13 protein-coding genes and 1 pseudogene are annotated in these 18,936 nt (G+C 72.5%); 10 read left to right on the plus strand and 4 right to left on the minus strand.

Going from position 1 to position 18,936, the window contains the following annotated elements; genetic code table 11:
• Positions 1-171: 171 nt before the first annotated feature.
• The 4 genes from LZ198_RS34775 to LZ198_RS34790 all read left to right on the plus strand — a co-directional run bounded on the left by LZ198_RS34775 (position 172) and on the right by LZ198_RS34790 (position 3,824).
• A complete protein-coding gene (locus LZ198_RS34775; protein ID WP_253976445.1) occupies positions 172-1,479 on the plus strand; it encodes a glycosyltransferase family 39 protein in 1,308 nt (435 codons plus the stop codon).
• A gap of 101 nt (positions 1,480-1,580) precedes the next feature.
• The gene (locus LZ198_RS34780; protein ID WP_253976446.1) at positions 1,581-2,270 is read left to right on the plus strand and encodes a peptidoglycan-binding protein; all 690 of its coding nucleotides are present in this window, start codon (positions 1,581-1,583) and stop codon (positions 2,268-2,270) included.
• Positions 2,271-2,395: 125 nt separating this feature from the next.
• Complete coding sequence (locus LZ198_RS34785; RefSeq protein WP_253976447.1) at positions 2,396-2,938, plus strand: DUF350 domain-containing protein; 543 nt, start codon at positions 2,396-2,398, stop codon at positions 2,936-2,938.
• Positions 2,939-2,942: 4 nt separating this feature from the next.
• Entirely contained in the window at positions 2,943-3,824 is an 882-nt protein-coding gene (locus LZ198_RS34790; protein WP_253976448.1) for a hypothetical protein, read from the plus strand.
• A gap of 12 nt (positions 3,825-3,836) precedes the next feature.
• Here LZ198_RS34790 and LZ198_RS34795 read toward each other — a convergent pair whose 3' ends face one another.
• Together LZ198_RS34795 and LZ198_RS34800 are read right to left on the minus strand one after the other, a co-directional pair.
• Positions 3,837-6,269: an ABC transporter permease gene (locus tag LZ198_RS34795; protein ID WP_253976449.1), complete on the minus strand. Its 2,433-nt coding sequence runs from the start codon at positions 6,267-6,269 to the stop codon at positions 3,837-3,839.
• 301 nt (positions 6,270-6,570) lie between these two features.
• A pseudogene (locus LZ198_RS34800) lies at positions 6,571-6,825 on the minus strand (tRNA(His) guanylyltransferase Thg1 family protein); the annotation flags it as partial.
• A 381-nt stretch (positions 6,826-7,206) separates the two neighbouring features.
• Here LZ198_RS34800 and LZ198_RS34805 point away from each other — a divergent pair.
• From LZ198_RS34805 to LZ198_RS34830, 6 genes are all read left to right on the plus strand, one after another.
• Complete coding sequence (locus LZ198_RS34805) at positions 7,207-9,519, plus strand: S8 family serine peptidase (protein WP_253976450.1); 2,313 nt, start codon at positions 7,207-7,209, stop codon at positions 9,517-9,519.
• 109 nt (positions 9,520-9,628) lie between these two features.
• The gene (locus LZ198_RS34810; RefSeq protein ID WP_253976451.1) at positions 9,629-11,542 is read left to right on the plus strand and encodes an AAA domain-containing protein; all 1,914 of its coding nucleotides are present in this window, start codon (positions 9,629-9,631) and stop codon (positions 11,540-11,542) included.
• Between the two features lie 224 nt (positions 11,543-11,766).
• Positions 11,767-11,946, plus strand: coding sequence for a hypothetical protein (locus LZ198_RS34815; RefSeq protein WP_253976452.1), 180 nt, complete (start codon positions 11,767-11,769; stop codon positions 11,944-11,946).
• Between the two features lie 46 nt (positions 11,947-11,992).
• On the plus strand, positions 11,993-12,850 hold the full coding sequence (locus LZ198_RS34820; RefSeq protein WP_253976453.1) for an alpha/beta fold hydrolase: 858 nt from the start codon (positions 11,993-11,995) through the stop codon (positions 12,848-12,850).
• Positions 12,851-13,071: 221 nt separating this feature from the next.
• Positions 13,072-16,077 carry a choice-of-anchor D domain-containing protein gene (locus LZ198_RS34825; protein WP_253976454.1) on the plus strand — a complete coding sequence of 1,002 codons (3,006 nt, stop codon included), beginning with the start codon at positions 13,072-13,074 and terminating at the stop codon, positions 16,075-16,077.
• A gap of 97 nt (positions 16,078-16,174) precedes the next feature.
• Positions 16,175-17,530, plus strand: a complete 1,356-nt coding sequence (locus LZ198_RS34830) for a serine/threonine protein kinase (RefSeq protein WP_253976455.1) — start codon at positions 16,175-16,177, stop codon at positions 17,528-17,530.
• Between the two features lie 120 nt (positions 17,531-17,650).
• On the opposite strand, the gene LZ198_RS34835 is transcribed toward LZ198_RS34830, so the two are convergent.
• Positions 17,651-18,016: a GFA family protein gene (locus LZ198_RS34835; protein ID WP_253976456.1), complete on the minus strand. Its 366-nt coding sequence runs from the start codon at positions 18,014-18,016 to the stop codon at positions 17,651-17,653.
• A gap of 86 nt (positions 18,017-18,102) precedes the next feature.
• Positions 18,103-18,927: a phosphate/phosphite/phosphonate ABC transporter substrate-binding protein gene (locus tag LZ198_RS34840; RefSeq protein WP_253976457.1), complete on the minus strand. Its 825-nt coding sequence runs from the start codon at positions 18,925-18,927 to the stop codon at positions 18,103-18,105.
• Positions 18,928-18,936: the final 9 nt, after the last annotated feature.

Below are 18,936 nucleotides of genomic sequence, written 5' to 3' on the forward strand. Positions count from 1 at the left end.
GGGGATGCACCGGGGAATATGGAGCACGGGAAAACAGGGCAAGTCCAAAGGACGCAACCCTTCGCTGGCCAACGGGTGCGCTGGTACGCTCCCCACCCCGACGCGCGAATGGTCTCTCCCGCACCCGCCCCGCCATCCCCCGCTGGCCTTGGACTGAAGTGCTCCCTCGTCGTGGTGGGTGTCGCGCTGGTGCTCCGCGTCGCGCTCGCGCTGGGCACGAACGTCTACTTCGACACGGCGTACTACTGGCAATGGGCCCGCCACCTGGCGTGGGGCTACTACGACCATCCTCCGCTGGTGGCGTGGCTCATCGCCCTGCTGGGCATCCACGGCACCGCGCTGGGCTGCGGCGCCGCCACCGTCGCCGCCGTCTGGGGGCTGGCGCGCGACGTGTACGGCGACCGCGCGGCGGCGTGGCGCGCGGCGGCGCTGTGGAGCGTGGTGCCAGGGGGCATGGTGGCGGGCACGTGGGCGACGCCGGATTCGCCGCTGCTGCTCTTCTGGACGCTCGCGCTGTGGGCGCTGTGGCGCGAGCGGTGGGTGCTCGCGGGCCTCGCCTGTGGCCTGGCGCTCCTGTCGAAGTTCCCCGCGGTGCTGCTGGGCGCCGCCTTCCTCCTCACCGCGCTGGCCACGCGACGGTTCCCCCGGCGCGCCTGGGGCACCGCCGCGCTCGCCGCCACCTGCGTCACCCCCGTGCTGCTGTGGAACGCGGGCCACGACTGGGTCGGCGTCGCCTTCCAACTGCGGCACGGGCTGGACGGCCAGGGCGGCTGGTCGACGCTCGGCGAATTCGTCGGCGGACAGTTCATCTTCGGGGGCCTGGTCCTCTTCCCGCTCGCGTGGGTGTACGCGGCGCGAGGCCCTCGCGCGCACCTGCTGCTGCGCATGGCCGCCGTGGTGCCGCTGCTCTTCTTCGGCTACGCGGCGGTGCGAGCGCGGGGCGAGGCCAACTGGCCCGCCATGGCGTACGTCTCCGTCTGCGTGGGCGTGGCGGGCATGCGCCCCCCCTGGCAGCGCGTCGCGGTGTTCACCAACCTCGCCCTGGTCCTGGCCGTCGTCTCGCACCTCTTCTTCCCGGTGCTGCGCCTCGAACGGGACACCGCGCTGTGGCGCACCCAGGGCTGGGACGTGCTCTCCGCACTCGCCACGCCCCACACGCTCTTCCCCGACATGAAGCCGGGGGACGTGGTCGCCGTCTACACGGGGAACTACCAGCTCGCGTCACAGGTGGCCCGCTACGCGGGAGTCCCCGTGGGCACCGCCGGCCCCGTGCGCTTCAGCCAGTACGACCTGTGGCCCCCGCCCGCCGTCGCCCCCGGCCAGGACGTGCTCTGGGTCGAGGAGGATGGCCCCTTCGCCCCCAGCACCCTCACCGACCGCTTCGGCGCCATGGACGACCCCGCCTACCTGTACGGGACCTATCAGGGGCGCGTCCTCCACACCTTCCGCGTGTGGTGGATTCGCGACGCGAAGCCCTGAAAGGGTGTCAGGACCACCCCTCCCTCCAGGGCGAGACAACCTGATTTTCCCAATCCCCGACAACACGAGAGTCTGGTTTTTCTCGTTTAGCGGGGGTTCAAATGTCTGGTGTCTCTGCCACGGGTTCGCGACGCGTCGCCACCACCGCCACCTCCAGCACGCCCCCCACGGTGCGCGAGGGCGCCAAGGGGGCCACGGTGACGGACCTCCAGAAACGCCTGGCCGCCGCCGGGTTCAACCCGGGGCCCGTGGACGGCCTCTTCGGTCCGAAGACGGAGAAGGCGGTGAAGGCGTTCCAGAAGGCGAAGGGCCTGGCGCAGGACGGCATCGTGGGGCCGAAGACGTGGGGCGCGCTGAAGGCGGGAGGGGTGAAGCCGCCCACCGGCAAGCCGCCGCAGGGCAAGGGCTCCGTGGAGACGTTCGTCCAGAAGGCGCTCGCGCAGGCGGGCGACAAGTACATCTTCGGCGCGGAGACGCGGCTGGACGACCCGAACCCGAAGGCGTTCGACTGCTCGGAGCTGGTGGAGTGGGCGGCGGCGCAGGCGGGGGTGCACATGCCCGACGGGACGATGAACCAGGTGCCGTACTGCAAGCAGAAGGGCACCACGCTCTCCGTCGCGGAGGCGCTGAAGACGCGCGGCGCGCTGCTGTTCAAGCCAGGGCACGTGGCCATCAGCCTGGGCGACGGCCGCACCATCGAGGCCAAGGGCAGCGCCTACGGCGTGGGCATCTTCAGCGCCAAGGGGCGCGGCTGGACGTCGGGCGCGCTGGTGCCCGGCCTGAAGTACTGAGCGGCGCGAGGCCGCCTCGTCCCCCTCCGAGGCGGCGACCCCCGCGGGCCGGGCACCGCGCCCGGCCCCCCACGTCCGTGGCGAGCGGTGCCCGGGGCGCGGCGATATAGAGTACGGAGCCCTGCATGGACCCCGTCCTCTTCCTCGTCGGACTCGTCAAGGTGGTGCTGGGCGGCCTCGTCGCCGCGCTGGGCATCTGGCTCGCGTTGAGGGGCCTGAGCCGCATCCTCGGCAGCCAGCCGGTCGAGGAGTTGAAGCAGGGCAACGTCGCGGCCGGCATCGTCCACGCGACGAGCCTCGTCGCGCTGGGCATGCTGGTCCAGCACGCGGTGCTGGCCACGTCCGACGCGGTGGACCTGACGGTGCGGGCGTCGTCCTTCCAGCCGATGATGGTGGGCCGGCTGCTCCTCGTGGCGACGTTGCACGTGGGCCTGTCGCTGGGCGTGGGCGTCGCGGTGCTCGGGCTGGGCATCCTGCTCTTCGACCGGATGACGCCCGGCATCGACGAGCTGGCCGAGGTGCGCAAGGGCAACGTCGCCGCGGCGCTCATCCTCTCCGCGATGCTGCTGGTGCTCGCCCTCCTGACGGCGCCCGGCCTCCAGTCCGCGCTCGACGGCCTCATCCCCTTCCCCCAGCTCCCCGAAGGGACGCTGCGCGCGCCGTCGTGAGCCGATGACGTCCCCCGCGCCCAGCTCCCGCCGGACGGTGCTCCAACTGCTCGTCGTGTGCCTCTGCGTCGTCGGCGGAGTGTCCGTCGTCGCCCTGGGCACGGTGGACCGCTGGGTCGAGCCGGGCCCCACGACGGCCGCCGTCGCCCCCCTCGCGGAGGGCGAGGACGCGGAGGAGCTGGGCGCGGTGCTGCTGCCGCCCGACACGCCCCTGGAGCAGGCGCAGACGTACGACTGGACCACGGAGAGCCTCCGCCCGCCCCGGCACCGCGTGACGTATGGCCTGGGCACCACGCTGGATGCGTGGCTCGAGGACCAGCACCGCGCCTTCGCGCGCCGGCTGCGCTACCGCTCCCTGGGCGACGAGCGCTTCACGTATCAGGCGCCGCGCGGCTGCTCCGCGGACATGCGGTGCATCTACGAGGAGCTCATCCGCAGCAACGCCGGGCCGGTGAAGGCCCTGGGCGAGCGCTTCGAGGCCTCCATCCGCGAGCGCGACCTCGACGCCGCCCAGGCCGCGCAGCTCATCCTCGGCTTCGTGCAGCGCATCCACTACGAGCTGCCCCGGGACGAGCCCTTCGGCATCGTCCCGCCCGCGCTGGTGCCCGCGCGCAACCGAGGCGACTGCGACTCCAAGGCGGTGCTCGCGGTGATGCTGCTCCAGCAGGTGGGCATCGACGCGGTGGTGCTGTACTCGGACCCGCTCGCCCACGCGGCGGTGGGCGTGGACCTCCCGGGAGGGCGCACGCGCCTTCGATACGGCGGGCGCAGCTACCAGTACGCGGAGGTCACCACCGACGGCTGGCCGCTGGGCATGATTCCGCCCCGCTACGACAAGCCCCACCTGTGGGTCGTCCTGCCGGTGGGGCCGGGCGTCAACGGCTGAGCCCCGCACGGCCTACTCCGCCCGCAGCGCGATGATGGGGTCCACGCGCGTGGCCCGCCGCGCCGGCAGCCACGTGGCCACGAACGCCACCGCGCCCAGCAGCGCCGCCACGCCCACGAACGTCCACGGGTCGCGGGCCGTCACGCCGTACAGCAGCGGCCCCAGCACGCGGGACAGTCCCCAACTCAACGCGAGCGACAGCCCCAGGCCCACGACCATCCCCAGCGCGGTCAGCCGCAGGCCCTGCCCCAGCACCAGCCGGAGCACGTCCACCCGCGCGGCGCCGAGCGCCATGCGGATGCCCATCTCCCGCGTGCGCTGCACCACCATGAACGCGATGACGCCGGAGATGCCCAGCGCCGCGAGCAGCAGCGACACGCCGGCGAACAGCCCCATCAACAACGCCGACAGCCGCCGGGAGCCCGTGGCGTCGTCCATCAGCCGCGCCAGCGTCGTCACGTCGAAGAGGGGCACGTCCTCGTCCACGTCGCGCAGCACCGCCTCGACCCCCGCGCGCACCGCCTCCGGCGCCCCCGACACCGGCCGGACCACCAGCCCCAGGTTGGACGAGGGCCGCTGCGCCAGCGCCCAGTACGCGGTGGGCCGCGCGGGCAGACCCGGGTTGGCTTCACGCAGGTCCTCGACGATACCCATCACCGTCGCCCACTGGGCGCCCTGCGCGTGCAGCTTCAGCCGCTGCCCCAACGCGTCCCCCTTCGGCCAGTAGAGGTCCGCGAACGTCCGGTTGACGACCAGCACCCACGGCGCGCGGGCGTCATCCGAGTCCTGGAGCATGCGGCCCTCGCGCAGCCTCACCCGCAGCGTCCGCAGGTAGCTGGCGGACACCGCGCGGTACTGCACCGCGGGCAGCCGCTCGGCGGAGTCCAGCTTGCGCCCCTCGATGTCGAAGGTGTTGTCCCGCTGCCCGGACAGCGGCAGGAGGTTGGCGAGCCCCGCGGACTCCACCCCGGGCAGGGCGTGCAGCCGCGTCAGCAGGTCCTCCTGGAAGGCCGCCTGACGCGGGGCCCCCGCGTAGCTGGCCTCGGGCAGGGAGAGCTGGCCGACGAGCACGCCGTCGGACCGGAAGCCCGGGTCCACCTCGCGCAGCGCGAGGAAGCTCCTGCCGAACAGGCCCGCGCCCACCAGCAGCACCAGCGCGAGCGCCACCTGCGCCACCACCAGGCCGCCCCGCAGCCGCCCCGTCGCGCCATCCGCCGTCCCACGCGCGCCCTGGCGCATCGCCAGGTCCAGGTCCACGCGGCTCGCCCGGAGCGCGGGCACGAGCCCGAACACCCCGCCCGTCACCAGTGACACGCCCGCGGTGAACAGGAGCGACGCTCCATCCAGCCGCACCTCTCCGGCCCGCGGCAGCGCGTCCCCCACCAGCGCCAGCAGCGCGTCCATGCCCCACACCGCGAGCAGCACGCCGAGCACGCCCCCGGCCACGGCCAGCAGCAGGCTCTCCGTCAGGAACTGCGCCACCAGCCGGCCCCGGCCCGCGCCCAGCGCCGCGCGGATGGCCACCTCGCGGCCACGCGCCACGCCGCGCGCCAGGAGCAGGTTGGCCACGCTCGAGCACGCCACCAGCAGCACGAAGCCCACCGCCCCCAGGAGCAGCCACAGCGTGCCGCGCACGCCGCCCACCGTCCGCTCCTCCAGCGACTTGAGGGAGATGGACCAGCCCGCGTCCTTGTAGTGCGCCGGATGCGCCTCGCCGAGCACGCGTGACGCGCGCGCCAGGTCCTCGCCCGCGCCCTCCACCGACAGGCCGGGCTTCAACCGCCCCAGCACGGACAGGTAGCGCGCCCCCCGGTAGGTCTCCGTGAAGTGCTCGGCAGGAGGCGCCAGCGGCATGAAGACGTCCGTGTCGACCGGGTAGATGCCCTCTTCCGGGAGCACGCCCACCACCGTGTAGGAGTCTCCATCCAGCCGCAGCGTCCGGCCCAGCACCTCCGGGTCCCCGCCGAAGTGCGCGCGCCAGGCCTTGCGCGTGAGCACCACCACCTGCGCGTGGCCCACCCGCTCCTCCTCCGCCGTGAAGGCGCGGCCCAACGTGGGGGCCACGCCGAGCACCTGGAAGAAGGAGGCCGTGGCCTGCGTCACCACCAGACGCCGGGGCTGCGCCCCACCGGTGAGCGTCGCGTTGCCCTGGACGAAGGCGCCCAGCTCCGAGAAGGCACGCAGCTGCTCGCGGAAGCCCTGGTACTCCGGCACCGACGAGGAGACCTCCGCCAGGTCCCACGCCCGCAGGTTGGTGTAAACGCGCATGAGCCGCTCGGGCTCGCGGAAGGGCAGCGGCCGCAGCAGCACGCCGTTCACCACGCTGAAGACCGCGCTCGTGGCGCCGATGCCCAACGCCAACGCGAGCACCGCCATGAGGGTGAAGCCGGGGCTGTTGCGCAGGGTGCGCAGCGCGTACTTCACGTCCTGCGGGAAGGTCTCCATGGCGGCGGAGGCAAAGCGAGCCCCGTGCCAGCACCGCCATCCTCCAACTCCCCGGAATCACGAAGTCCCGGGCGGAGAGGCTGTTCGATTGCGCGCAGCGCGGTCCCACGACCGAACAGCCTCCCGAGAGCGAGGCGACTCGAGGCGCCTCGGGGAGCGGACTGGCGAGCACCTCGCGCAGGTACCGCGCGAAGCCCTCCTTCATGGGCAGGTCCGCGTCCACGCCCAGCCGGCGGCGCGTGGTCCGCGTGCGCGAGCCGTCGCGCGGGTCCACGCCCTCCTTCGTGGAGCGCTCCCAGCGGATGAGCGAGCCGCGGCGCTGCCACGCCGGCAGCTCGTCGAAGTGGATGCCGCGCTGGAAGAGCAGCTCGTGCTCGAAGGCCACCGGCCGCCCGTCCAGTTCGCGCGTGGCCTGCGCCGCGGAGAGCCCCTCCTTGCGCAGCGTCCAGTAGCACCAGCCCTGCAACGCGCACCGGGTGCCGTCCGACTGGCGCCATGCGAAGGAGTCCAGCACCGCGCGCGCGTCCGCGCCCAACCACACGCGCCCGTCGAACATCGCCGGCACGCCCGCCCCGCCGACAGCGCCTCCTCCACGACCCGCCGCTGACGCGCTTCCTCGTCTCGCGCGCTCGGCCACAGGTCCTTGCCCACCAGCACGTGGCTCGACGCGAAGCGCTCGCGGAAGAAGCTGCTCTTGCCCGAGCCCTGCAGCCCGATGAACACGACGAGTTCCATGGCCAGCGCCTCCGGACGCGCCGCGGACCGCTGACGCTCGCGCCGCGCCGCGGACCGCGTTCGCGTTGACACGACCCGCTCGTCGCCGTTATCAAGTTTATCTCGTTTTACTTGTTTTCAAGAGATGTCGTAATCCGCCGCCCCTACTGGAGGCAGGCGGCGGAGGCAGCAGCACGAAGCGCAACCCGAGCAGGAGACACGCATGACCTCGTCATTCTCGTCGTATGCGGGACGCTGGCGTCGACTCTCTGTCATGGCCCTGGGCTGGGGCCTCATCGCACCGCTGCCGGTGCTCGCGGCGGCGAAGGACACGCCGAGGCCCGGCGCCGCGCGGAGCGCCTCGGCGCGCGTGGTGGAGGCGGCCACGGCGCTCGCGGCGAAGCCCATCTCCGGGCTGGCCGCGGCTGCGACGGGCCGTTTCGCGCTCGTGACGAGCGCGGGCCTCGTCTTCCACCGCACGGACGCCACGGTGCAGTCGCTGAAGACGCTCCAGGTGTCGGGCTCGGCGCTCCAACTGCACACCTGGGAAGAGGTGGACGCGGACGGACGGCGCCAGGACTTCTTCGCCTACAGCCGGGGTGGGACGCAGCTCGCCGGGCGCGTGCAGGCCACCACGTACCAGGTGCGGCTGGAGCACCTCCAGTTCGACCCGCTGCGCGACGCCCAGCCCCTGGTGTCCGGGCTCCTGATGGCGGACGCGAAGAACACGCTCCAGTTGGTGCAACTGGCGGCCACGCCCGTCCCGGAGATGCGCGAGGCGCTGGAGCGCGAGGGCAAGGTGCTGCGCTTCCTCACGGACCACACCTTCCTGGTGGAGCTGGACGCGGACGCGCGCAAGCGCGTGGCGGAGCTGCCCTTCGTGCGCTGGGTGGGCCCGTACCACCCGGAGTATCGCGTGGAGCCCGTCCTGCGCGCGGCCCTCCTGGGTCGCGCGGCGGCGCTCGCGCCGCAGCGCTACTCCATCATGGTGGGTGAGCGCGGCGCGGCGCGGCAGGGCGAGGTCGCGGACGCGGTGAAGGCCCTGGGCGGCGCCGTGGAGCTCGTCGAGCCGGGGGGCCTGCGCGTCGAGGCCACGCTCTCCCAGCCCCAGTTGGAGCAGCTCGTGCGCTCCAACGCCGTGCAGTACATCGACCGCTGGGGTGGCCCCGGCGAGGTGGACATGAACAACGTGCGCCTCGTGGGCGGCGCCGCCGCGCTCGAGACGCTCGAGGGCTGGACGGGTCAGGGCGTGCGCGGTGAAATCTTCGACACCGAGCTGCGCACCACCCACCAGGAGTGGGCCACCCCGCCCATCATCCACAGCACCTCCAGCGCCGGCTCCGCCCACGGCACCAGTTGCTACAGCATCAACTTCGCGCGGGGCGTCGACGCCAACGCGCGCGGCATGCTGCCCTCCGGCCAGGGCATCTTCTTCCTCTACAGCCAGTCCACCCAGTTCGGCGGCGCCAAGTCCCGCTACGACATCAACCGCGAGCTGACGGACCCGGCGGGCCCCTACCGCGCGGTGTTCCAGACGTCGAGCGTGGGAAGCACGCTGACCACCGCGTACACCACCATCTCCGCGGAGGTGGACGACTACCTGTTGCGCGCGCCCATCCTCAGCACCCAGTCGCAGAGCAACGCCGGCTCCACCAGCTCGCGTCCCCAGGCGTGGGCCAAGAACATCGTGTCCGTGGGCGGCATGTACCACTACGACAACGCCGACCGCCCGGATGACCGCTGGAACGGCGGCGCCAGCACCGGCCCGGCCGCCGACGGCCGCATCAAGCCGGACCTGTCGTACTTCTACGACGGCATCCGCGCGGCCAACAACACCAGCAACACCTCGTACTACAACTTCAGCGGCACCAGCGCGGCCACGCCCCAGACGTCGGGCCACTTCGGCCTGCTGTTCCAGATGTGGCACGAGGGCGTGTGGGCGGGCTTCGGCGGCAAGGCGGACGTCTTCGAGAGCCGCCCGCAGATGGCCACCGCCAAGGCGCTGATGATCAACATGGCGTACCGCTACAACTGGCTCGCGGGCGGCTCCAACGGCGACCTGACGCGCGTGCGCCAGGGCTGGGGCACCGCGGACCTGAAGCGGCTGTACGACCGCGCCGCGGTGACGAGCATCATCGACCAGACGGACACGCTGCTGCCGCTGGGCATCAACGAATACAAGGTCGTGGTGGCCGCCGGCGAGAAGGAGCTCAACGTCACCCTCGTCTTCACGGACCCCGCCGGCACGGTGGGCGCCGCCCAGGCGCGCATCAACGACCTGACCCTGCGTGTCACGTCGCCCGCGGGCATCGTCTTCTACGGCAACAACGGCCTGTCCGCGGGCAACACCTCCACGGCCGGGGGAACCCCCAACAAGGTGGACACGGTGGAGAACGTCTTCCTCGCCGAGCCCCAGGCCGGCGTCTGGAAGGTGGAGGTGCTGGGCGATGAAATCGTCCAGGACGCCAAGCTCGACACCCGCGTCATCGACGCCAACTACGGCCTGGTGGTGAGCGGCGGCATCATCCAGAAGTAGGCGTCCCGGCGGGCCGGTGCCCCACCCGGGCGCACCGGCCCGCTCCCCACGCGACGGCGGCCCCACGCAGACACTGGCCGCCGCCGCGCCCAGGTGGCATGACGGGCCCATGGCCCGTGACGTCTCCTTCTTCGACCAGCTCGGCAAGCTCCTCTCCCAGGAGCGCGAGGCCGAGAAAGCCCGCATGGCCACGCTCGCCGAGGGCCTGTCCCTCCACGAGCGCGAGGAGCAGGGCCTGTCCGTGCTCGACCTCGAGTCCATCGAGGAGGAGGTGGGCCTGGGTGGCCGCGTCCTGCTCACCCTGGCCCGCGCCGACCGCCGCCCCCTTCCCGCCCGCCTGCACAACGGCGACCTGGTCGCCGTGCTCCCCCGCCGGGCCGAGGTGAACGAGCCCGCCCGCGCGCTCATCTCCCGCGCCTCCGCCACGCGCCTGCAGCTCGCCTTCGACCGCTCGCCGCCGCCCTACGTCCACGAGGGCCTCCTGCGCCTGGACGTCGTCCCCAACGACATCACCTACGAGCGCATGCGCGCGGGCCTCCAGCGCGTGAAGGCCCTGGACAAGGGCGTCGAGCGCCACAAGCGCGAGGTGCTGCTGGGCAACGAGCCGCCGCGCACCGACACCGCCCGCCCCTTCGAGCCGGGCCGCCCCCTCAACCCCGAGCAGTTGGACGCGGTGGGGCGCGCGCTCGCCGCCGAGGACTTCTTCCTGGTCCACGGCCCCCCGGGCACCGGCAAGTCCACCGTCCTGGCGGAGGTCGCCGCGCAGGCCGTGGCGCGCGGACAGCGCCTGCTGTGCACCGCCGCCAGCAACGCCGCGGTGGACCACCTGCTGGACCTGTGCCTGGGCCAGGGCCTGCGCGCGGTGCGCGTGGGCCACCCCGCCCGCGTCGCGCCCCGCTTCCAGGAGCACACGCTGGACATCGTGGTGGAGGACCACCCCGACCGCGTCGTCTCCCGCGACCTCTTCGACGAGGCCTTCTCCCTGCTGGGCTACGCCCGGCGCCAGCGCACCCAGGGCCGCAGCCGCGCGCGCTTCGCCAACGCCCGCGCGTCCACCACGGAGGCCAAGGCCCTGCTGGACGAGGCCCGCGCGCTGGAGCGCAAGGCGGTGCGCTCGGTGCTCGCCAACGCGGACGTCGTCTGCGTCACCCTGGCCAGCCTCGACTCCGGCGTCCTCACCGGGGAGCAGTTCGATCTGGCCCTCCTGGACGAAGCCACCCAGGCCACCGAACCGCTGGCGCTCCTGGGCTTCCTGCGCGCGCCCATCGTCATCCTCGCCGGTGACCCGCAGCAGCTACCGCCCACCGTGCTGTCCCAGGAGGCCGCGCGCGCGGGGCTCGCGGTGAGCCTCTTCGAGCGCCTGCTCGGCGACCACGGCGACGGCGTCAAGCGCATGCTGCGCGAGCAGTACCGGATGCACGAGCGCATCATGGCCTTCCCCTCGCGCGAGATGTACGGCGGCCAGCTTCGCGCCCACCCGTCCGTGGCCCACCGCACCCTCGCGGACGTCCTCACGCCCGGCGCGGACGTGGACGCCCCGCCCGTCCTCTTCCTCGACACCGCCGGCAAGGGCTTCGAGGAGGAGGTCGAACCCACCACCCGCAGCCTCTTCAACACCGGCGAGGCGGACCTGGTGGAGGCCCGCGTGCGCGCCCTGCTCGCCGCCGGCCTGCCCCAGCGGGAGCTGGCCGTCATCACCCCCTACAGCGCCCAGGCCCTGCGCCTGCGCGAGCGGCTGGAGCCCTTCGCCCCCGAGGTCGAGGTGGACACGGTGGACGCCTTCCAGGGCCGGGAGAAGGACGCCGTCCTCGTCTCCCTCACCCGCTCCAACACGGCGGGGCAGTTGGGCTTCCTCACCGACCTGCGCCGCATGAACGTCGCCCTCACCCGCGCCCGCCGCCACCTCTTCGTCGTGGGGGACTCCGCCACCCTCAGCGGCCACGCCTTCTACGCCCGCTTCATCGAAGGGACTCAAACGGACAGCGGCTACCGCTCCGTCTGGGAATGGCCAGACGCCCTCTGAGACTGCGTGTTTTCCCTGTCTCAGCTCAGGTCGAGAGAGACCCAGCCCTGGGGTACTACGCAACATTTGTCAGGGTCGTGATCCAAAATTTGTCGCAAACCCGAGCGAAAATTGTCACCCCGGCTGTCGCTTGCGGGCCGCGGCTCCGGAATATCAAGCATTTGGCTCAAAGCCGGTTGTCGGGCACGAGACGTGCTTCTGCCCCCGGGTGGGGAGGAACCGCCATGTCTCAACGTCCGAACGTGACGAAGGAAAACGACGTCTGGGTGCTCCGCATCGAGAAGGAGAACGGGAAGGTGCAGGAGTACCGGTGCGCCACCGAGAACCAGGCGCGCCAGTTGGCGCTGGTGATGTCCAAGCCGGACAGCGGCGGCCCCCCGCGGCCCCCCGCGCAGCCCCGCTAGGCGGGCCCGCGACAACCGGCTAAGGCACGGGAGGCAGGAGCCACCCGTGTCCCCATCCCTCGAAATCCTCTCCGTCGATGCCCAGGGGCTGCGTCTCCAGGTGCGCCACCGTCCGGCGCCCGAGGGCGCGCCCGCCGTGCTGTTCCTCCACGGCTGGCTGGACCACTCCCACACCTTCGATGCCCTCCTCGAGCACGTGCCGGCGCACTGGCGCCTGGCGCTGCTCGACTTCCGGGGCATGGGCCGGAGCGCGCACGCCCCGCCGGAGGCCCACTACCAGATGGCGGACCACGCGCTCGACGTGGAGGCCGCGCTGGACGGCCTGGGCCTGGCGCGAGCGCACCTGGTGGGCCACTCGCTGGGCGGCATCGTCGCGTTGATGTACGCCGCCGCCCGGCCCGAGCGCGTGCACGGCGTGTCCCTCATCGAGAGCCTGGGCCCCACGGGCGGCGAGCCGCGGGTGGCGCTGGAGCGGCTGCGCGCCTTCCTCGACGACTCGCGCCGGCCGCCGAACCGCAAGCGCTACCCGGACGTGGCGACGGCCGCCGCGCGCCTGCGGGAGAACAACCCCTCCCTGCCGGAGGCCGCCGCGCTGCACCTGGCACAGCACGGCACCGAGCCCCTCGAGGGCGGCGTGGCCTTCACGTTCGACCCGCGCCACCGCCGCCGCTTCGCCCACGGCTTCGACGAGGCCCAGTGGCTGGCCATCCAGGCGGCCGTCACCTGCCCGGTCCAACTGGTGCGCGGCGCCGAGGGCCTGACGCCCGCCCCCGAGCGCCTGCGCTCCCGCCTGGAGGCGTTGCCCACCCTGGTCGGCGCCCCGCACGTGTTCCCCGGCGGACACCACGTGCACATGGAGCAGCCCTCCGAGGTGGCCCGGGTGTTGGCCACCTTCATCCGCTGACCCTCCACCGCCCGGTCAGAACGCGGGGAAAACTCTTGCCCCTTCCAGGGCACCCGCGTTCCCAGCCGCCGCTGGCACGGCCACTTCGCATCTCAACCCCTTGAATTCAGGACACCGTCCTCGGCCTCTCGGGTTGGTATGCGAATTGATTGTAGCGGGGTGGGTGGATCACGCGCCGGACCCAGACGGGTGCGTGTCGGGAGAAGGGTGAGGAGCGGACAATGGGGATGGGGCTGAGGGGGCGAGTCCTCGCGTTGGCGGTGCTCGTCACGACCGCGATGGGTTGCCACGAGGGGGATGAGACCCGCTCCGTACGCGCAACCGCGGTCGTGGACCAGGACGTGCTCGACTTCGGCGAGGTGCCGGTGGGCGAGTGGCGGGAGCGCGAGGTGCGCATCCGCAACGTCGGCTACGTGCCCTTCTTCGCCATCGAAGCCCTGGCGCTCATCGGCAACCCCTCCTACGAAGTGGAGCTGGCGGAAGGGGGCGGCCGGGTGATGCCGGGCGAGTCGCACCTGGTGCGCGTGCGCTTCCATCCCCTGGGGGAGGGCATCTCCGAGGAGATGGTGCACGTGGCCACGGACGCCAACCAGGGCTCGCAGGCCCAGGTGCGGGTGACGGGCCTGGGCACGCCCACGCAGATAGGCATCGAGCCGCCGCTGCTCGACTACGAGACGCTGGAGGTGGACAGCGAGCGCACGCTGGAGGTCACCATCATCAACCCGGTGGACCTGCCCCTGTCGCTGACGGTGCGCGGCGACTGGCCGGACCCGTTCACCGCGGACACCATCACCATCCCGCCCCAGTCCTCGCGCAAGGTGGCGACGAAGTACCTGCCCCGCGCGCTGGGCGCCATGGGCGCGCGGCTGGAGATCCGCTCGTGCGAGGACTGCACCCCGTCCGTGGTGGCCCTCCAGGGCAACTCGGTGGCCAGCGCCTTCGTGTTCGACCCGGCGCCGGTGCCGTTCGACCAGATTCCGGTGCACGAGCGCACGCAGTCGTTCACGCGCGCGCGCAACATCACCTGGCGCCCGGTCACCATCTCCCGGCTCGAGACCAGCGACTTCGCCTTCGTCCCGCTGTCCAAGCCGGAGGGCTCCATGGTGAAGCCGGGCGAGGTCGTGGAGCTGCCCATGGAGTTCGCCGCGCGCTTCTCCGGCCCCAACATGGGCGACCTCGCGGTGCACTACGCCTCCGACAAGGACCGGCAGTCCAAGGTCATCCTGGACGCGCGCGGCGGCCGGCCCACCCTGGCGGTGACGCCGGTGACGCTCGACTTCGGCGAGCTGCCCGTGGGCGGGAAGACGGAGCAGATCATCCGCATCACCAACGCGGGCACCAACGGGTCGCTGCGCTTCGTGGGAGTCACGGCGGACGGCGCCAGCCCGCAGTTCAGCGTGGGCGTGCCCACGCGCGGCACGCAGGCCTACCCATGGACGGCGGGCGCGTGGCCCACGCTGGAGTCCGGCGGGCTGGAGATCGCCCCGGGGGACGACGCGCTGGAGCTGAAGGTCTACTTCGAGCCCACCGCGGAGGGCAGCTTCCTGGCGCGGCTGCGCGTGCGCTCGGACGACCTGTTCAACCCGGAGCGGGAGGTCATCCTCACCGGCCGCGCCCGCACCAGCGGCCCGTGCGAGTTCGAGCTGCGGCCCCAGCCGGAGATGAACTTCGGCAACGTGGTGCCCGGCCGCGGCGCGGTGCAGGGCTTCTACTTCCGCAACCCCGGACGGGGTGAGTGCGCGGTGAAGGACGTCCACCTCTCCAACGACGCGGGCGGCGCCTTCTTCATGCCGGGCGGCGCGCTGACGGGCGGCGTGGTGCTCTACGACACCGCCTTCAGCGCCATGGTGGCCTTCCGGCCCCAGGCCGAGGGCAGCTACACGGGCGAGCTGAAGCTGACGGTGAACAACCCGGCCCACCCCACGGTGACGCTGCCGCTCAAGGGCGTGTCGCATACCAGTTGCCTCGTCGCCGCGCCGGCCTACGTGGACTTCGGCCCCATCCGCTTCGACTGCGCCGCCGCGCCCCGCAAGACGTACCTCTCCAACCGGTGCAGCACGCCGCTCACCGTCACGAGCGCGGACATCGGCAACGGCACCAGCGGCCAGTTCTCGCTGCTGACGCCCGTCCTCCAGCCGCGCACGCTCCAGCCGGGCGAGGGCTTCGAGCTGGAGGTGGACTACGCGCGCGACGTCCTGGGCCAGCACTTCTCGCCGCTGTACGTGCGCGTGGCGAACGAGCCCTCGCCCTTCCTCGTCCCGTTGATTGGCGAGACGAACCACGAGGGCATCCAGGTGGACCGCTACACGCAGGGCACCGACAGCCAGCTGGACGTGCTCTTCGTCGTCTCCAACACCACGACGATGGGGCCCTACCAGTCGCGCCTGAAGTCCGCGGTCCCCGGCTGGCTGGAGTACGCGCGACAGCAGGGCGTGGACGTGCGCCTGGGCGTCACCAGCACGGGCCTGGTCGCGCGCGGCCCGCAGTGCGGCGGCGGGGCCGACGGCGGCGAGGCCGGGCGCCTGTTCCCCGTGGACGGCAGCCGCGCGCGCGTGCTGTCGAGCAACAGCGCCAACGCGGCCGCGGGACTGCAGGCCAACCTGGACGTGGGCATGTGCCACAACCTGGTGCAGGGCCTGGAGACGATGCGCCAGGCGCTGTCGGCGCCCCTGTCCGAGCAGACGGACGACCCGCGCACCGCGCAGCCCAACGACGGCAACTGGGGCTTCACCCGCCCGGCGGCGCGCATGGCGGTGGTCGTCCTGGCCGACGAGGACGACAACTCCGGCTTCGCCCCGGACAGCTACATCCAGTTCCTCCAGACGCTCAAGGGCACGGGCATGTCCCACCGCAGCCAGCTCTACGCCCTGGTGCCCACCGACAACCGCTGCACCACCGCGGGCGGCGTCGCGGCCCGCTTCCTGGCCGTGGCGCGCGGCACCGGCGGCCGCACGGCGTCCATCTGCGAGGGCGACTACCGGCCCCTGCTCGACTCCGTCATCCAGCGCGCGGGCGACCTCCAGGCGGACTTCCCGCTCACCGCCGAGCCCACGGGCCAGGCGGAGCTGAGCGTGCGCGTCCAGGGCCAGCCCGTGCCGGAGGCCCAGTGGACCTACGACGCCGCCGCCAACGCCATCGTCTTCAACGGCGCCGCGGTGCCCCGGCCGGGACAGGCGGTGGAGGTGCGCTACCGCAGTGTGTGCAAGGCGCCCGCGCCAGCGCCCTGAGACCTTTCGCGCGCCGCGTCGAGATTCTCGGGCCCCTCTGGAAATGAGGGGAAATGACGCGGCGCGGTCTTCCGCATGTGGGCCCCTGGGCGCTATCGTGTCGGACGACGTGGAGACATTCGGCCGCTACGAACTGCTGCGGAAGATCGCCATCGGCGGGATGGGCGCTGTCTATCTGGCGCGGCAGAAGGGGCCGGTCGGGTTCCAGAAGCTGCTGGTGGTGAAGCGGCTGTTGCCCCACCTGTCCGAGGACGACGAGTTCATCGAGATGTTCCTCGACGAGGGGCGCATCGCGGCGCACCTCAACCACCCGAACATCGCGCAGATCTACGACCTGGGCGACGTGGACGGGCAGTACTACATCGCCATGGAGTACGTGCATGGCGAGGCGGTGGGGCCGCTCGGCGTGCGCGCCCAGCAGCGCAAGGTGGCGATTCCGCTGGGGCTCAAGTGCCGCATCATCGCGGACGCGGCGGCGGGGCTGGACGCGGCGCACAACGCGCGCAGCCCCTCCGGGCGGCACCTGGCGTTGATCCACCGGGACGTGTCCCCGCAGAACGTGCTCGTGGGCTACAACGGCGGGGTCAAGCTCATCGACTTCGGCGTGGCCAAGGCGTCCGGGAAGTTCTCCCAGACGGTGGTCGGCACCATCAAGGGCAAGCACGCGTACATGTCCCCGGAGCAGGCGCGGGGCGAGCCGTTGGACTCGCGCTCGGACGTGTTCGGGCTGGGCACGGTGTTCTACGAGCTGCTGACGCACCAGCGCCTGTTCAAGCGCGAGACGGAGATCGCCACGCTCAAGGCGGTGGTGGGCATGAAGCTCATCCCGCCGTCGGAGGTGGTGCCGGACATCCCCAAGTCGCTGGACGCCATCGTCCTCAAGGCGCTGGCCCGCAAGCGCGACGAGCGCTTCTCCTCCGCCGGCGAGGTGCAGTTGGCGCTCGACGAGTTCCTGCTCCAGCAGAAGCTGCACGCGACGCCCGCGCACCTCGCGGCGTTCATGCAGGACATGTATTCGGAGGAGCTGGAGGAGGAGCGGCTCGCCGCCGAGCCCACCGTCATCCACTACGACCCGCGCATCGCCGCGCGCCAGCAGGCGGCCGCCGCCGCGCAGGAGCAGAAGGCCGCGCCCCGCACCACGCCCGGGGGCTCGACGACGGCGCCCATGTCGCCCAAGGCCGCGGCCAACGCGCCCCGGCCCCAGGGGACGGGCACGGGCTCCTCGCCACTGGCGGCGCCCGCCCGCCGCACGGGCACGGGCTCCTCTCCCGCCACGATTCCCATGACGGCGGCCCCGCAGCCGACGCGGCCCCGCAATCCGGACACCGGCTCCGGCAAACCACCGACCGCGCCTCCCGCGAGGCAGGGCGTGGCGCGGACCGCGAAGCCGGACGACGGCTCCGCGCCCAAGCGCGCCCCGTCACGCGCGGCCGACGAGGAGCCGGAAGGCTAGCCTTGGCGCTCGGCGCGCACGCGAGGCTCGACAACGGCCCCGCGCCCCGGGCGCATCCCGTCTCCTGGGTGAGGCCCCCGTCGGGCTGCGCGGGCGAGCACCGACGCCCCGCCCCCACCCCTAGAAGCTGCGGCCGTCGACCGGCATCGTCTTGAGGGCCGCCGCGTCGACGCCGTCCAGGCAGCGGGCGTTGATGGCGATCATCGCCTTGCCGTCCGGCGTGGTGCCGCGCGCGAAGGAGCGCACGCCACACGAGGAGCAGAACAGGTGGTGGATGACCTTCTTGTTGAACTGGTAGTCCGTCAGCGCGTCCTGCCCCGAGCGCAGCGTGAACAACTCCGTCGGGACGAAGGTCAGCATGCCGCCGGACTTCTGACAGATGGAACAGTTGCAGGTGATGACCGGCTGCGACAGGTCGAGCTTCACCTCGTACCGCACGCGCCCACAGTGGCAACCGCCCTCGTAGCTCTTCTGGGTCTCGCTCATGCGCGGCATCCTGCCCCGCGCGCCGGGAGCGTCCACCCGAAATCGCCCGCCGCGTCGCGACATGCGCGGCGCGGCGTCACGCGGCCCTACAGGCTCGCGAGCGCCACGCGGTACAGCGCGCGGTAGCCCATGCGCGGCGCCGGCTCGAAGCGCTCCGCGTTGAAGATGTCCTTGAGCAGCGCCACGCCCTCCGGGGAGCCCTGCAGCCCCTGGAGCGTCGTCTCCAGCGCCGTCACCAGCTGCGGCGGCAGCCCCATGGCCACCGGCACGCCGTCGTTGGGCGCCTCGTCCGTGTAGGCGATGAGGTCGAAGCGCCGGCCGGAGCCCGCGCCGAGCACGTCGTCCACGCCCGTGGCGTACGTCAGCCCCGTGGAGGCCGGCGGGCAGAACACGCTCGTCACGTCCGCCTTGCCCTCCAGCACCGCCTCCAGCGCGCCCCGGTAGGAGCCCGTGAAGTGCTGCGCGAAGAAGGCCCGCGTCGGCTCCAGGCCCTGCGCCTTCAGGTACGCGGTGGGCAGCAGGTAGCCCGCCACCGAATCCCGGTCCACCCACACCGCGGTGGTGCCCTTGAGCCGGTCGATGGACAGCCCCGTCCCCGCCCGGCACACCAGCGCGGAGCGGTAGGACGACATGCCCCGCCGCACCCCGCGCACCACCACCCGCACGCCCATGGCCTCCATCCGGGCGCACACGAAGGGCGGCGCCCAGGCCGCGTCCGCGCGGCCGGAGAGCAGGTCCTTCGCGAGCGTCTCGTAGCTGGTGGCGACGTTCACCTCCACCAGCTTCCCCAGCGCGCGCTGGAGGAACGAGGCCAGCCGGTCCGCGCGCTCCCGCGCCGTCTCGCTGCCGAGGGACGGAGGAAGACCGAAGCGGAAGGAGTGTCTCGGCGCGTGGGGGCTTTCCAGGGTCATGCAGGCCCC

The organism is Myxococcus dinghuensis (assembly GCF_024198235.1).
Classification (GTDB): Bacteria; Myxococcota; Myxococcia; order Myxococcales; family Myxococcaceae; genus Myxococcus; species Myxococcus dinghuensis.

Bases quoted from the DNA above. Each gene is read 5' to 3' on its own strand.
- LZ198_RS34810 (WP_253976451.1), top strand. From the start codon at position 9,629: ATGGCCCGTGACGTCTCCTTCTTCGACCAGCTCGGCAAGCTCCTCTCC.
- LZ198_RS34780 (WP_253976446.1), top strand. From the start codon at position 1,581: ATGTCTGGTGTCTCTGCCACGGGTTCGCGACGCGTCGCCACCACCGCC.
- LZ198_RS34805 (WP_253976450.1), top strand. From the start codon at position 7,207: ATGACCTCGTCATTCTCGTCGTATGCGGGACGCTGGCGTCGACTCTCT.
- LZ198_RS34785 (WP_253976447.1), top strand. From the start codon at position 2,396: ATGGACCCCGTCCTCTTCCTCGTCGGACTCGTCAAGGTGGTGCTGGGC.
- LZ198_RS34795 (WP_253976449.1), bottom strand. From the start codon at position 6,269: ATGGAGACCTTCCCGCAGGACGTGAAGTACGCGCTGCGCACCCTGCGC.
- LZ198_RS34815 (WP_253976452.1), top strand. From the start codon at position 11,767: ATGTCTCAACGTCCGAACGTGACGAAGGAAAACGACGTCTGGGTGCTC.
- LZ198_RS34840 (WP_253976457.1), bottom strand. From the start codon at position 18,927: ATGACCCTGGAAAGCCCCCACGCGCCGAGACACTCCTTCCGCTTCGGT.
- LZ198_RS34790 (WP_253976448.1), top strand. From the start codon at position 2,943: ATGACGTCCCCCGCGCCCAGCTCCCGCCGGACGGTGCTCCAACTGCTC.
- LZ198_RS34835 (WP_253976456.1), bottom strand. From the start codon at position 18,016: ATGAGCGAGACCCAGAAGAGCTACGAGGGCGGTTGCCACTGTGGGCGC.
- LZ198_RS34825 (WP_253976454.1), top strand. From the start codon at position 13,072: ATGGGGATGGGGCTGAGGGGGCGAGTCCTCGCGTTGGCGGTGCTCGTC.